General features: G+C 38.2%; 13 protein-coding genes. 7 read left to right on the top strand and 6 right to left on the bottom strand.

Features of this window, described 5'->3' with window-relative positions; genetic code table 11:
- Positions 1-222 precede the first annotated feature (222 nt).
- The 5 genes from H6G44_RS03365 to H6G44_RS03345 form a co-directional block, all read right to left on the bottom strand.
- Positions 223-1371, bottom strand: a complete 1149-nt coding sequence (locus H6G44_RS03365) for a glycosyltransferase family 4 protein (protein ID WP_190384908.1) — start codon at positions 1369-1371, stop codon at positions 223-225.
- 257 nt (positions 1372-1628) lie between these two features.
- Entirely contained in the window at positions 1629-3236 is a 1608-nt protein-coding gene (locus H6G44_RS03360) for an MFS transporter (RefSeq protein WP_190384909.1), read from the bottom strand.
- Complete coding sequence (recO, locus tag H6G44_RS03355; protein ID WP_190384910.1) at positions 3220-4149, bottom strand: DNA repair protein RecO; 930 nt, start codon at positions 4147-4149, stop codon at positions 3220-3222. The genes H6G44_RS03360 and recO overlap by 17 nt, the downstream gene beginning before the upstream one ends.
- A gap of 115 nt (positions 4150-4264) precedes the next feature.
- On the bottom strand, positions 4265-4951 hold the full coding sequence (deoC, locus tag H6G44_RS03350; protein WP_190384911.1) for a deoxyribose-phosphate aldolase: 687 nt from the start codon (positions 4949-4951) through the stop codon (positions 4265-4267).
- A gap of 110 nt (positions 4952-5061) precedes the next feature.
- Entirely contained in the window at positions 5062-6195 is a 1134-nt protein-coding gene (locus H6G44_RS03345) for a DNA cytosine methyltransferase (RefSeq protein WP_190384912.1), read from the bottom strand.
- Positions 6196-6794: 599 nt separating this feature from the next.
- On the opposite strand from H6G44_RS03345, the gene kdpA reads away from it, so the two are divergent.
- The 7 genes from kdpA (at position 6795) to H6G44_RS03310 (ending at position 14669) form a co-directional block, all read left to right on the top strand.
- Positions 6795-8480, top strand: a complete 1686-nt coding sequence (kdpA, locus tag H6G44_RS03340; RefSeq protein ID WP_190384913.1) for a potassium-transporting ATPase subunit KdpA — start codon at positions 6795-6797, stop codon at positions 8478-8480.
- 59 nt (positions 8481-8539) lie between these two features.
- Positions 8540-10639: a potassium-transporting ATPase subunit KdpB gene (kdpB, locus tag H6G44_RS03335; RefSeq protein WP_190384914.1), complete on the top strand. Its 2100-nt coding sequence runs from the start codon at positions 8540-8542 to the stop codon at positions 10637-10639.
- A 473-nt stretch (positions 10640-11112) separates the two neighbouring features.
- Entirely contained in the window at positions 11113-11220 is a 108-nt protein-coding gene (locus H6G44_RS20690) for a potassium-transporting ATPase subunit F (protein WP_199291687.1), read from the top strand.
- Positions 11221-11258: 38 nt separating this feature from the next.
- Positions 11259-11858 (top strand): K(+)-transporting ATPase subunit C, encoded by a 600-nt coding sequence (gene kdpC, locus H6G44_RS03325; RefSeq protein ID WP_190384915.1) that lies wholly within the window; start codon positions 11259-11261, stop codon positions 11856-11858.
- A gap of 85 nt (positions 11859-11943) precedes the next feature.
- Complete coding sequence (locus H6G44_RS03320) at positions 11944-13095, top strand: anhydro-N-acetylmuramic acid kinase (RefSeq protein WP_190384916.1); 1152 nt, start codon at positions 11944-11946, stop codon at positions 13093-13095.
- Positions 13096-13276: 181 nt separating this feature from the next.
- The gene (locus tag H6G44_RS03315; protein WP_190384917.1) at positions 13277-13744 is read left to right on the top strand and encodes a hypothetical protein; all 468 of its coding nucleotides are present in this window, start codon (positions 13277-13279) and stop codon (positions 13742-13744) included.
- A gap of 100 nt (positions 13745-13844) precedes the next feature.
- Positions 13845-14669, top strand: coding sequence for a Uma2 family endonuclease (locus H6G44_RS03310; protein ID WP_190384918.1), 825 nt, complete (start codon positions 13845-13847; stop codon positions 14667-14669).
- 146 nt (positions 14670-14815) lie between these two features.
- Here H6G44_RS03310 and H6G44_RS03305 read toward each other — a convergent pair whose 3' ends face one another.
- Positions 14816-15598: an ABC transporter permease gene (locus tag H6G44_RS03305; protein ID WP_190384919.1), complete on the bottom strand. Its 783-nt coding sequence runs from the start codon at positions 15596-15598 to the stop codon at positions 14816-14818.
- Positions 15599-15635 lie beyond the last annotated feature (37 nt).

The raw sequence follows: 15635 nt of genomic DNA, 5'->3' as shown, positions 1-15635 counted from the left end.
CCCACCTAAAAATTATTACTTACTAAATTGCTTTAATATTTTATTAATTACGCTTATGCGATGAAGATAGTTCTTCCCCATCGATTTTATGATAACAAATTTTCCGCCTGGTGTCAATAGCTCTTACTGATTTTAGATTAATAATTTCCGTTGTTTGATATTTGTCATTTCCGGTCATTTTCTTCCGTAGGGGAGATACTAACCCCACGTAGGTTGAGGTATTTAAGTTCCCCAACTCAGTGTTAACGGTCGCCGTGCGAGAACTTGGTTATATAGTTGTTCTAATTGGGTGATGTTGTCATTCAGGGTATAGCGTTCTAAGACACGCTTTCTGGCTTTTTCTCCCAATAATGTTGTTAATTCTGGATGATCTTGGAATAGTGGTAATAGAGTTTTTAACTGCGATCGCACGCTGCTTGTATTAATAGCTACACCAGCACCCTTTTCTAAAACTTCTCCATCTGCTCCGACATCAGTGGCTAAACAAGCCAAACCACAGGACATAGCCTCCAATAGAGACAAGGATAAACCCTCAACCAAGGAAGGCAAAATAAATACATCAGATCCCCGTAAAATTTCGATGCGGCGATTTTCATCAGCGATGAATCCTAACCAGATGATACCATGTTCTCGTCCATAAAATGATTCTAAAGAAGGTTTTAATGGACCATCACCGACAATCAGTAATTTGGTATTAGACCCCATATCCGACTGTTTCCAAGCACGTAATAGAGATTCAACGTTTTTTTCCTGAGCAATTCTGCCTTGATAAACAAATAGACGTTCAGCAGCGAATTCAGCTTTGACTTGAGAAGGACCGGGGGAATACTTAACAGGGTCTACACCATTAGGAATGACAGCAATCTTTTTTTCCCTAACACCCATATTTGATAACAATTCCCGCTGAATTTGGGAAAAGATAATTACACCATCATAATGGTCTAAAAAAGGAGCGTAAAGTTGATAAGCTAAAAGTTGGGTACTAGAAAGTAATTTTGCTCCCTTACCTGCAAATGGGGTATGGAAAGTAGCAATCAGAGGCAAATTTAATTCTTCACAAATTTCTGGTAAAACAAAGTCTAGAGTTGAGAGAGTCAGAGAAGCATGAACTATATCTGGCTTAATTTCCCGTAGTGAATCCTTCAAAACCTTAGTTGCCTTGAAAGAGGGAATTGTGTAAACTTGAGACTTGTAAATAAATGGTAAAGGGACCTCTTGAAAATTAGGCCAGTTGTCAGTTGTTGCTTCTTCTTGAGCAAAGTGCAGAAAACTAACCTCGTGTCCTCTGTCTAATAATCCGTTGGTAATTTCTCGACTGTAGGTGACGTTACCGCAAAAGGGAGTTTTTTTTCCAATCCAAGCTATACGCATTCTTAGGTTATCTATAAAGAAAGGCGAGTGTAAAACTATTTTTATGATGAAATTGTTATAGCTGAATTTTTGGTAATCACAAAAACCCAGATATTGCCAATTTTAAACCTAAATAATCTTAGCAATTAAAAAGCCAAACAAGTTATTAAATTTTTAACTTAATCACCAATTAATATGCTGATTATTTAGTTGATTCCCATGTGCATCTTGCTGGATTGAGTTTAACACAAAACCCAGTAGTTTGATACAGTTTTTGACTATTTGGTATTTGAGGATTCATGAGAATTGTACCAGGTAAACAGACCGCCGATGCAGACAATAGCAGCTAAGGCAAAAAATACAGCTTTTAAGCCGATAAAAGTTTCAGCTATACCGGCTAAAGTCAAAGGTAAAGAGAGAGCAATATTAATCAGATTATTTTGCAGTCCAAATACTTTTCCGCGCATAGCTGCGGGTGTTTCGGTTTGGATAGCTGTTTGCATAGGGATACCGACCAAAGCCCCAAATACACCGACTAGAGCGATGAATATTAACACAGGCAAAAGTTGGGTAGTGAATAGGGATAAACCAATTAAAGATCCTACCATACCTAGACAACCGCAAAAACTGAGTTGCCTATAGGAAAAGCGCTGGCCGAATTGGCCGAGAATAGTTGCCCCGATAGCAACACCGACCCCAGCAGAGGCTAATAAAAAGCCGAATTGAGAGGCCTTCATATTGGGGATAATTTCCGCCATACGCACTGCAAGTACAGTCAGGGCTGCAAAGACAGAAAATAAGATAATTAGCTGTAATAAAGCATTGCGGACGCGGTGATTTTCTTGAAGATAACGTAACCCGTCGCGCAAGTCAGAGAAAAGATGAGGAAATTCTGTTTCTGGGGGGTGAGGCTTTTCATTAGTTTGGATTAATAATAATATTAACCCAGCGATCGCATAACTACCACCCACCAAAATTTCCTTTCCTAGTCCACCACTACCACCTAATTGTATCCACAGTTTATCGGCCAAGGACAAAACTGGTTCTCCCAATGCAAAACCCACAATTACCGAAGCCATCATTGTCGTTGTATAGAGAGAATTAGCTGAGAGTAAATCCTGTTCTTTCACCACCAAAGGAATAGCAGATTGTTCGGCTGGTGCGAAAAATTGGGTCAAAGTAGAAACCAAAAAAGTCACAGTTAAAATCACCAAAAAACCCACTGGTAAAACTCCGACATTTTGCCAACTATGGGTTAACCATAATAGGGGAGGAATCAGTAGAACCAGGATACCGCGCCAAATATTTGATGCTACCAAAACGACCTTTTTTGACCAACGATCTACAAATACACCAGCTACAGAACCAAATAAAACTGCTGGAATAGTAAACGCTATCATTAAAGCCGAAACCCAAGCACTAATACTTTGATCACTAGCTTTAAACTGGCTATTGATCAAGGCGATCATTAATACTAAATAAACTTTATCAGCTAATTGACAAAAAACTTGACCTGCCCAAAGAGCCAGAAAATTGGGATTCTTTAATACAGGTAAAAAACCCTGCTGTTGATGATTTTCTGAATTTGCACCTCCAGCACCATTATCTATTAATGAAATTGTTTCCTGTGCAACTGAAATATTTTCTTGACCGCCATTATTTGTGCCTTTTGACTGAGGAATTTCTGGTGAATTGGGGATATCAGCCAAGGAAATTTCCGATATGCAATTTCCATCTTCAGAAGTATCATTTGGTGATATTTCTGGACTATAAATATGATTAAGGTTAGGCACAGCAGTAATATGATCTAATGCTCTATGCTTTGTTTTGGGTTCGTTAGGTGGGTGATTTTGGCTTTTTCTATCTAAGTCAGAGGATTGTATCATGGTTGGTGGCAAAATAAGAATCAATCAACAGGGCAGAGAGAATAGGTTGTTCTAAATGATACTGGAGATACTGGCGCAAAATTCGCTCAACAGATAACCAGCTAGAATAGTCAACTACATCTATTTTCATTATCTCTGTTTCGGCCAGATATTGAAGTATAATCAGTTCTTTTCCATTTAAGCGACGAGAAATAATTGGTAACTCCTGCTGATGAAAAACCGTTTCATAACCAGGGTTAGATAATGAAGACGAGGGACTCAGACCACTTATGTTTGTTGTTTGACCCATTTCTCCATTTTCCCATTTTCGCTGCTGTATTTCCTTTCGCAAAGTTTTCCAAGCATCTAGACAAATTATGCCACCAGCGGGAATACTAAATCCCACCTGCCAATGGGGATTTGTCCAGTCTGGAGTTAAAGGCCGTTGGGTTAAACAACAGGATTCTAGTTGGGGGGTGAGTCCTGCTAAGGTTAAAAGCTGAAATACACCTTGGGCTAGATGAGCAACTACAGATTTTATCTCTGTTTTTGGTATATCCTGTAGCCGCTGAAGATGTTCATTAAATAAATTATAAAGTTCTGTTTGCGGTTGTTCGCTTATACCTTGACATAAGACGATTTCAGCTAAATATTGACTAGCAGCTAATTTACCCAAATCTTGAGATAAACCAGGGTAAGTTTTTATAGTTTCAGCTTGAGTAATTCTACTAAGATTTTTACCTTGAGAAATTAGTAATTGATTGACGACAAATATCCCCATTTTTCCCCCCAAGCTGGAGTTTTGTTTCCGCGCTCCCGTCGCAACTGCCCGAATTAGCCCAAATTCTGGAGTTAAAATTGTAACTATTTTATCAGATTCACCCAGTGCTTGAGCTTTGAGATTAATACCTGTTGCTTTATAGGTTTTACTCATTTTTAGTCAGTGGTCAGTGGTTAGTGGTTAGTGGTCAGTGGTTAGTAGTCAGTGGTCAGTGGTCAGTGGTAAAGGAAAAACAAAGGACAACTAACAAAGAACAACTGACAAATTACTACTCACTTTTTTCCTTCTCTACATGATTACGTTGACGAAGTAAATCTACACCACGGGATGTGCCTAATCTAGTCGCACCAGCCATAATTAATTCTAAAGCTTCATTGTGTGTACGAATACCTCCTGACGCTTTAATTCCTACCCGATCTTTTACTATCTCTTTTAAAAGTTTAATATCTGCTACAGTTGCCCCTCCATTCCAACCTGTACTGGTTTTTAAAAATGCTGCACCGGCATCCATAGCCAATTCAGCCGCTATTTGTTTTTCAGTATCAGTCAGAAGACTGGTTTCTAAAACTACCTTAACAGGCTGTCCGGCTTCTTCGCAAATTGTGGCAATTTCTTGGTGAACTTCGTCTGTTTTACCGGCTTTTAACCACCCTAAGTTAATGACTACGTCTAACTCAGTAGCGCCATTATCTACTGCTTCTTTAGCTTCATATAACTTCACGGCTGAGGTATTTGCACCATTGGGAAAGCCAATAACTGTACAAATTTGAGGATTTTTTTTATACAGTAGTTCCGCTGCTTGCTTGACATAGCATGGATTTACACAAACGGAAGCAAAGTTATATCTATATGCTTCATCGCACCATTGAATTATCTGTTCTGGGGTAGCAATTGGTAGTAGCAGAGAGTGGTCAATAAATGGTGCAATATCAATGTTTGGATAGTCTAGTGCCATCGGTTTTATTTTGGTGTAGAGTTTATTAAACTTGATGAAAATTAAAGTATTTCTTATATATTAAACCACAGATTAGGAGAAGTCAGAAAGTAGTAGTATAGAGCGTGCGACTATTCTGGTAAACCAGTGTTTAAAAAGTCAAGAATAGTTTGTGCTAATGACTTCGCTGCTAAGTATGGTACACCATTGCCAACAGTTTTAAACATATTCGTAAGTGACATATTTTCTGGAAGTGAAAAATCTGCGGGTAAAGATTGAATTGCTAAAGCTTCTGCTACAGAAATACGCCTAATTTTGTAAGGATGTAAATGGACTTCATTATTACCATAGCAAGCTGTGGGAGAATAACGCCACCTGTGTAAACGTTTAAATGATTTTTTAGAATCATCTCCCTCTTTAATAGTAGCAAATTTAATTTTACCTGCTCTGGGTTGAAAATAATGTTTAGCATTGGGATGGTTAAGAACGTGATTTTTTCTAAACCAATATTCTACAGTAAGTTGTTGAGGAATATTTTCAGGACAAGGAATTAAAGAATCTTCTTGAAATTGTTCACATTGATTCCAAGGATAAGCAAATACTTGATTTTGAGGATATAAAATATGTTTTTCCCAAGGAAAGGTAAAATCATCTTTGATTTTTATGTCTTTGAGAAAATTATCTTTAAAGCCTATTAAAATAATTCTCTCTCTATCTTGGGGTACACCATACTCAATGGCGTTAATTAACCTTTCTGTTAATATATAACCTGATTTTTGTAATTTGATTTTTAGTTCTTCAAAAAATAGGCGGTGTTTTGTGGTTCTCCATAAACCTTTGACATTTTCAAATAAAAAGAAATCGGGTAAATTTTGACAAACTAATTCAATATAAGCAGATGAAAGTTTACCATTATCGCCTAAATGTCCTTTATTTTTGCCACCAACGGAAAAATCTGGACAGGGTGGACCACCAATAAAGCCTATTATATGATTTGATTTGCGGGAATATTTGACTAATTCATTTAATTGTTGTCCTGGTGTTTCTGCTATTAATTTACTTACGTCTGCGGCTTCTCCTTCATGATATCCATATTCAGGTTTGGGGAGGTTGAGTTTTTCCCGTGAATAGCGATATGCGGACATGAATGGGGGGAAAATTTCGTTAACGTAAGCGATGTTATAACCTGTGGTTTCAAAACCTAAATCGAGGAAGCCTGAACCGGAGAAAAATGAGAAAATAGTAGGATAATTAATCAGGGACATAATATACTATTTAGAGAAAATTTATTGAATTATTACTAGTATAACTGATAGGTGATTTAGTGAGGTCATAGAAAATTGAAATTTGTAGTTAATCAATAAATTCTATGGTAATTATATTAGATTTATAAATATTGCCAGAGTCAAATATTCACCAGAAATAAGGGTTTAAGGAATATTTTGGGTAAGTCCTGATATTGTTTGATGATCTGAATCATAGCTAAAATGTATAAACTACAAAGAATATTTAGCAAATTTGTACTGATATCAGTACAATCATAGATATATATTTACTCTTACTAAAGTTATATCTAAAAATATACAAATCACTAGATGATGATATGTACTTGCGTAAACTTAACTATGATTAAAAGCATATTTTTAGGGAATATTAAGCTATAATCCGATGTACAGTTAAATAAATTAAAAAATATATTGTCTAGAATATTTAAATAGAATCAGATAAAAAATATCTGATAGATGAATTAAGGTGGGATAAAAATCATCTAATCACCAAATATTGATCTCAATTTACTAGTAACTTAGGTATTATTGTTGAGTATTAACTAGTTAAAACTTAGGTTAAATAGAGTACAAACTACATGGGACAAGGTTTTTTGCAAATTGCTTTAACGCTGTGTATTGTCGTATTAATTACGCCCATACTAGGAAAATACATAGCCAGGGTTTTCTTAGGAGAAAGAACAATCCTAGATTCTGTGATGAAGCCAATAGAGACAATAATTTATATTTTAGGGGGTGCGGGCAAAAAAAATGATATGACGGGTTGGCAGTATATTCGCGCTTTACTATTTACTAACGCAGTCATGGGTGGTATAGTTTATGCCCTGCTCTATGATCAGAAACTTCTGCCTGGGAATCCCAATGGACTGGGGAGAATGAGATGGGATTTATTACTACATACCACAATTTCCTTCCTGACCAATACAGACCAACAACATTACGCGACAGAAAATACCTTTAGTTATTTTAGTCAAACATCGGCTTTAGGCTTTTTGATGTTTACTTCAGCGGCCAGTGGTTTAGTAGTGGGAATTACCTTTATCCGGGGGTTGACCGGGAGAAAACTGGGAAATTTTTATGTTGATTTTACCCAGGCTATCACTAGGATATTACTACCTTTATCCATTATTGGAGCGATCGCTCTAATTATCACAGGTGTGCCCCAAACATTAGGCGGAACCCTAGAAATAGAGACCTTAGAAGGGAGAATCCAGTATATAGCTAGAGGTCCGGTAGCATCCTGGGAGATGATTAAAATGTTAGGGGAAAATGGCGGCGGATTTTTTGCAGCTAATTCTGCACATCCTTTTGAGAATCCCAATGGTGCTTCCAACCTAATAGAAATCATCGCCATGCTGGCCATTCCCACATCCTTAATTTACACCTATGGGATATTTGCCAATAACCTCAAACAAGCCTGGTTATTATATTGGATGGTATTTATCATCTTTGTCGTTCTCATTGGCGTTACAGCCACAGGAGAATTACAAGGAAATCCGCTAATTAACAACGCTTTGAAATTAGAATTACCAAATTTAGAAGGTAAAGAAGTCAGATTTAATTGGTCACAAACAGCATTATGGGCAATTACAACTACCGCCACCATGTGCGGTGCTGTTAACGGAATGCACGATTCTCTAATGCCTAATGGCACTTTCTCGACCTTATTCAACCTATTTTTACAAATAATTTGGGGTGGACAGGGAATAGGGACTGCTTATCTTTTCATTTACCTGATTCTTACGGTTTTTCTGACTGGTTTAATGGTAGGGCGCACCCCGGAAATTTTTGGGCGCAAAATTGAAAAACGAGAAATTGTTCTTGCTAGTGTAGTGCTATTAATTCACCCAATGATGATTTTAATTCCCAGTGCCATCGCTTTAGCATATCCTATATCCTTAGCAGGAATTAGTAACCCAGGTTTTCATGGTATTTCCCAAGTAGTTTATGAATACGCCTCAGCGGCCGCTAATAATGGTTCTGGCCTAGAGGGATTAAAAGACGATACGTTATGGTGGAACATAAGTACAACTGTGAGTATTTTTGCAGGACGTTATATACCAATTATTGCCCTACTGCTTTTAGCTGATAGTATGTCCAAAAAACAAGCGACCCCAGAAAGCCGGGGGACTTTGAGAACAGATTCTCTACTATTTACGGGTATTACCGCTGGTATCACCCTTATTTTAGGAATCCTGACATTTTTCCCAGTTTTAGCATTAGGTCCAATCGCCGAAGGTTTTAAACTGGGTGCTGGTAGTTAATAGAGACTTTTTCTAACACTTAGGCGCGGACCCTGCGTCCCTACTGAAATTACTTATATATGAACTCAAACGGAACTAATTCTCATTCTAAAGCCTCCCGTCCGCGTTATCGCCGCAAAAAACCAAGAAAACAGCGGGTAACGAACAAAGGACTTTATATTCGGGCGATTAATGATGCTTTCATGAAATTGCATCCTCGATATGCTATCAAAAATCCGGTGATGTTTTTGGTATGGATAGGAACAGTTATCACCTTTTGTGTAACGATTTATCCCCAATTATTTGGACCGATAAACCAAAAAAACCCCTATTTATTTAATGGCTTGTTAACAGGGATTTTGTTGTTCACAGTTCTATTTAGCAACTTTGCGGAAGCCGTAGCCGAGGGAAGAGGGAAAGCCCAAGCTGATACTTTACGTTCCACCCAGTCAGCCACCACCGCCAAAACTATCACCGTTGATGGCACAATTACAGAAGTTCCTTCTGGCAGCTTGAAACAAGGAGATACTATATACGTAGTTTCAGGTGATATTATTCCTGCAGATGGTGAAGTGATTATGGGTGTTGCGTCTGTAGATGAATCAGCGATTACTGGCGAATCTGCTCCAGTTCTCAAAGAATTTGGGTCAGATGTTGCCAGTTCTGTGACTGGTGGTACACGTATTATCTCCGATGAACTGATTATTCGCGTCACGTCTGAACCAGGTAAAGGCTTTATTGACCGGATGATTGCCTTGGTAGAAGGGGCAGAACGCAGTAAAACACCTAATGAAATTGCTTTAACAGTATTATTAGCGGTTCTGAGCTTAGTATTTTTATTCGTGGTGGCAACCCTTCCCGTCTTTGCTTATTATGTCAATAGTCCTGTTAGTGTCCCCGTTCTCATTGCTCTATTGGTAGCACTTATTCCCACAACTATCGGCGGATTACTAAGTACCATCGGCATTGCGGGTATGGATAGGGTTGCTCAATTTAACGTCATTGCCACCTCTGGCAGGGCAGTAGAAGCCTGTGGAGATATCAATACCCTAGTTCTTGACAAAACCGGGACAATCACTCTTGGCAACCGTTTAGCAGAGGAGTTTATCCCTATTAATGGCCACTCAATCATAGAAATTGCTAATGTAGCTTTGGCGGCTAGTATCTTTGACGATACTCCAGAGGGTAAATCTATTGTTAGACTCGCAGAAAAGTTAGGAGCAAACTTTGATTTAGACCGTAAACAAGCACAGGGGATAGAATTTTCAGCAAAAACTCGGATGAGTGGTACTAATTTACCCGGTGGGAGGGAACTGCGGAAAGGTGCAGTAGGGGCAATTAAAGGCTTTGTTCTTTCTCGCCATGGAAAGGATAGTCCAGAATTAGATATTGCTTATGAACAGGTTTCCCGTCAAGGTGGTACACCTTTGGCTGTATGTCTGGATAACGAGATTTACGGTGTTATCCATCTTAAAGATATTGTGAAACCGGGTATCCGCGAACGATTTGATCAACTGCGACACATGGGAGTACGGACAATCATGCTCACGGGAGATAACCGGATTACTGCTTCTGTGATTGCCCAGGAAGCTGGGGTAGATGAATTTATCGCCGAGGCCACACCAGAAGATAAAATTAGTGTGATTCAACGGGAACAGGCCGAGGGAAAAATTGTCGCTATGACTGGGGACGGGACGAATGATGCTCCTGCTTTAGCACAGGCTAATGTAGGTGTGGCGATGAATACAGGAACGCAAGCAGCTAAGGAAGCGGCTAATATGGTGGATTTAGATTCTGATCCTACCAAATTAATTGATATTGTTGGCATAGGCAAGCAATTGTTAATCACTCGTGGGGCATTAACAACGTTTTCTATTGCTAATGATATTGCTAAGTATTTTGCAATTATTCCCGTACTTTTCACATCTGCGAATCTAGAAAGCTTAAATGTGATGAAGTTAAGTAGTGTCAATTCTGCTATTTTGTCGGCATTGATTTATAATGCTTTAATTATTCCGGCGTTAATTCCTCTAGCATTAAAGGGTATTCAATTTCGACCTTTGACCGCTAATCAACTTTTGCAACGAAATATTTTAATTTATGGCTTAGGTGGGGTAATTGCTCCATTTATAGCGATTAAATTAATAGATATGATGGTGACATTTGTGGGTTTAGCATAAACAATTACAGCACTTCCCGGTATTATGGGGTACATATCTAGCGGGCAAGATGCCCGCACCGCAAGAGTTTCATAATTCAATTTTGTACCTCGTCAGTGCGGAAACTGCTGTATATAAAAATGTAAAATAACTGAAAACTTCTTGACTCTTGGCTTTTGTCTTTTGCCTCTTATTTTTGATTTATGAAAATAATACCATTGATTCGGTTCTCCAGGTTTAAATACCAATTACCTATCACTATTTTTATAGTGATGTCCTTGAATTTGTTGATTGTTCCCGTAGTTTATGCTAATACTTCCATTACCTTAGATAGCAGAAGTGTTGAATGTTAAGATTTTGAGGATTGTGTCCAAGTTGTGCATTGGTATTGGTGATACCAAATTTGATCAATTAATGACTCTATTCTCAATAGACAATGGATTTTACCTGGGTAAAACACAAAGATTGTAAAGTTTTATTGCAGGATTCAACACTTGTGCTTAGATAGAATTTCTACTTGGGCATTTGCTGTTTTAGGTTTTACTACTTTAATGTTAGTAATATACTTATTAATAGTCATTTTTCAGCCAGAACGATTTTAGTAATTCACAAATTAAAAGAAAAATCACCACCTCTAATTATGTCTATTATCCGAGAAGCCTTCAAAGCCATTAGAATTACTTTGATAATGTGGATATTAACAGCAATTATATATCCTGTTTTTATCTTGTTAGTAGGACAGTCAATTTTCCCAAATTCAGCCAATGGTAGCATCATGTTAAATATCAAAGGTCGACCTATTGGCTCAACTTTGATTGGTCAAGAATTTACATCCGATAGTTATTTTCATGGTCGTCCGAGTGCTGTTAACTATAGTCAAAGCAAAAAAGCTCAACCGACTGGTATATCTGGAGGTAGTAATCTTGCTCCTACTAATCCAGAACTCAAAGAACGCATTCTCAAGCAAGTAGAAGAAATTGAGAACGACAACAAACAACCTGTGGCTGATTTGCTTTATACATCTGCTTCTGGTTTAGATCCCCATATCTCTTTGAAAGCAGCACGACAACAGATAGAAAGAGTAGCCCGGGCAAGAGGTATTAAGGAAGATGATATTATTCCACTAATTAGTAGATATATTGATGGGAGATTTTTAGGGATTTTTGGTGAACCAGGAATAAATCTTTTACGCTTAAATTATGCTCTGGATTTACAAGATATTAATCGTCAGCCAAATTAGTCTTTGTCGACCTCCCAAATTTTTTTGACATGGGTAATAGAATCAATTACAATAAAACAGCAAAATTATAAAATTACTTCAGTCAATGCAACCAACTCGCGTAATTGGTTTAATGAGTGGTACATCTGTAGATGGGATAGATGCCGCTTTAGTAGAAATTGCTGGCAAAGATTCGGATTTGAAAGTAGAATTAATCGCTGGGGAAACATATCCCTACCCCCCACAACTCAGAGAACAAATTTTAGAGATTGGAACTGGTGCTGCTGTATCCATAGCAGACCTAGCCGCCATAGATGATGCTATAGCCCATGCTTTTGCTAAAGCGGCTCAACTTATACAAAATGGTCATCAAGCAGCTACCCTCATCGGTTCTCATGGTCAAACAGTTTACCATCGTCCATATCAGGGATTAGGAAACCTAGGTTATAGCCTCCAACTAGGACGGGGCGCATTAATAGCCCATCTAACCCGTATTACCACCATCAGTAACTTCCGAACAGGAGATATAATGGCTCATGGTCATGGTGCACCCCTTGTTTGTAAAGTAGATGCCTATTTACTCAGTCATACACAGAAAAAACGGTGTATTCAAAATATTGGCGGTATTGGTAATGTTACTTATCTCCCAGATCAGAGTGATGATTGGTTGTCGCAAATTCGAGGTTGGGACACAGGTCCAGGTAATAGCCTATTGGATTTAGCGGTAGAACACTTTACCAATGGGGCTAAAAGCTATGATGAAAATGGTAATTGGGCGGCCAGTGGTACACCATGTTACCCCTTGGTAGAACAATGGCTCAGTCACGAATATTTCCACTTAGCACCGCCTAAATCTACCGGACGTGAATTATTTGGTGTTGCTTATTTACACCAATGTTTACAAGATAGTGAGGTCTACGAACTCAATACTGCAGATTTTTTAGCAACCATAACAGAACTGACGGCCGCCTCCATTGTTCATAGTTATGATACTTTTTTACCAAAAAGACCAGATCAGGTGATATTATGTGGTGGTGGTAGTCGCAATACTTACTTAAAAGATCGTCTAGAGTTATTATTGGGGAAAGTACCAGTATTAACCACAGATGAAACTGGCTTGAGTGCTGTATTTAAAGAAGCCATCGCCTTTGCAGTTTTAGCATATTGGCGCAACCTGTCCATACCTGGTAACTTACCTGCTGTTACAGGTGCATCTCAAGAGGTGCTGTTAGGGGAAATTTACGGTACTTATGGCTAAGTTAGGGCGATATTTTCGAGTTTTTACCTAAATTTGCTAAGATTATGATAATATCTATTTATAAAGTTTTAGTTTTAGAAGACACCAAGAAACTCAATTAGGTGGTTTTAGAGAACCAAAAAACAGGGGCTAAATACACCGAGAGCATTAACGTGCTGGCTTACAAAAAGGAAATTAGCAAGTGAGTCATACTTTTTTATTAGAACCCGGACGTTGGGTAATACAAGGTAATTGGGTAGAGCGTAATAGTCCACCAATTACCTTAAAGGGTTTAACATTGGTTATTTGGAATCGGGACAATTGGTTCTCCATGGCCACAAAAATAGTTTTTCCTAATGGCGAGCGCCCAGATATCTCACTCCAGTATAGGGGGCGACTGCATAAGGGAGAACGCCAGTATACTTTTTTGCTCCAGCATAATTCCTTAGGACAGATAGAAGGGGAAGGCTGGATTAGTCCAGATACAATTGTACAGCGTTATTGGGTTTTGGGCGATAACTCCGCCGATGTTCGCAGTCTTCAACGACGTAGTGGTTTTGAAACCCTACATCGGCTTAATGATGATCAATATTACTTAATAACGGGTGTTCTTTCTGGTCATTTTTTAGACAGTACAATTGAAGCTAATCTAGAACGTCAACCACGTTAGTTCTGGGTTTTTGTTGAACTTTGATGAGGAAGATGTTATTATTCGTCAGAAATTTTTATTATAGAAGTTTAGGGCTTGATGAAAAAGGTGATAATTACTTATGACTACCGACAACAATCTAGCCGTTGCGGACTGGGAAGCCCATAACCCACCTGCTGACTTAATATTTGATGATGGTGAACCCTTGGAATCAAATCGTCACCGTATTGCTATGAATGTCCTCATTCGTTCATTGCAGCAGCTTTGGTCTGACCGCAATGATTATTTTACTGGGGGCAATATGTTTATTTATTACAGCAGTAATCAAATTCGCAATCGTGATTTTCGCGGACCTGATTTCTTTGCTGTTCTTAATGTTGATGGTAGCAATCCTCGACAAGGTTGGGTAGTTTGGGAAGAAAATGGTCGCTATCCTGATGTGATTGTAGAATTAATGTCACGGTCTACAGCAGGAATAGATAAGGGGATTAAAAAAGACCTGTATGAACAGACTTTCCATACCTCAGATTATTTTGTCTATGACCCATTTGATGTCAATTCTTTACAAGGATGGCATTTAGATCATGAACAACAGTACCAGCCGTTGACAGCAAATGAAAATGGTTGGCTATGGTGTAGACGTTTGGGTTTATGGTTGGGAACTTGGGAAGGAACTATAGACAGGGAAACTGCAATTTGGGCGCGGTTTTATGATGTTGCTGGTAATCTAGTCTTGTTACCAGAGGAGGCTGCTAAATCACAAGCTGAAGTTGCTAAATCACAAGCTGAAGCTGCTAAATCACAAGCTGAAGCTGCTAAATTACAAGCTGAAGCTGCTAAATTACAAGCTGAAGTTGCTAAATCACGAGAGGAGGAAGCTCAAGTAAAAGCGGCTAGGTTAGCGGCTAGATTAAGAGAATTGGGTGAAAATCCAGATATGTTATAATTTCTTTGCTCTGGATTAAATGTAGGTTGGTTTTTCTAGGGTCAGCCTACATTTACAGCAATTCGGCTTGATTAAGATACAGTATTGGCGGTCAAGAATAAGGGTTTTATGATTATGCTGGGAACTGCTGTAACTCTTCTGAATCATTAACTGGAAGCACTAGTATAAAAACGGAGAGCAAATCGCCAAAACTGAGTAGAAATGAAAAATAATATCAAGGCTAATAGTCCAGCACCCAGTAACCAGACAAATTGAATTTGTCCCAACATAGATTGAGCGGGGACTGTAGTTAAAAAAGATACTGGAACTACAAAGGTAAAGAAAAATCGATAAGTAGCGGGATAGGCTGTAATTGGATATCTCCCTGCTTCTAAAAACCCTTTTAACACTTCTGTGACATTGTATATTTTAACAAACCAAATACTGGTTGATCCTAGTATAAACCACAAACTGTAAAGAATTACCAAACCGCAACATAAGGGGAAAACAGCCAGTAAGTATTTATCAATACCTAAATTGAGTTTTGTACCAGCGTAGCCAATTATGAGTAAACCAAAGATTAAATCCGGTATTCCCCAGAGAGAAATGGTATGAACAGATAACCAAAACTGACTACGAATAGGTTTTAATAATACAAAGTCTAATGTTCCTTCTTGGACATGACGAACAATTCGATTTAAGTTCGGAGCTAGGAAGGTAGCGCTAAAGCCTTGTAATAAGGTGAAAATTCCTAAGACGACTAAGGCGGCTTCCCAAGACCAGCCTGTAAAAGTGTAACCTGTGCGGTAAAATAGAAATAAACTAAAGATACTACCGAGTAAATTACCTAAACTACTAAAAGCAGTAATGATAAAATTAATACGATATTCCATTTCCGTAGAGATCGCTGCGGTCCAAAATAATCTTAGAACTTTTAAATATCTTTGCATTTTTTGTATTTACCCGAATATCTATTACATATAAAAT

Origin of the sequence: Aphanizomenon flos-aquae FACHB-1287 (assembly GCF_014698755.1) — a bacterium.
GTDB classification, from domain to species: Bacteria; Cyanobacteriota; Cyanobacteriia; order Cyanobacteriales; family Nostocaceae; genus Dolichospermum; species Dolichospermum flosaquae.
Note: the sequence above shows the minus strand (reverse complement) of the source record. Positions and strands in the feature narration are given on the sequence as shown.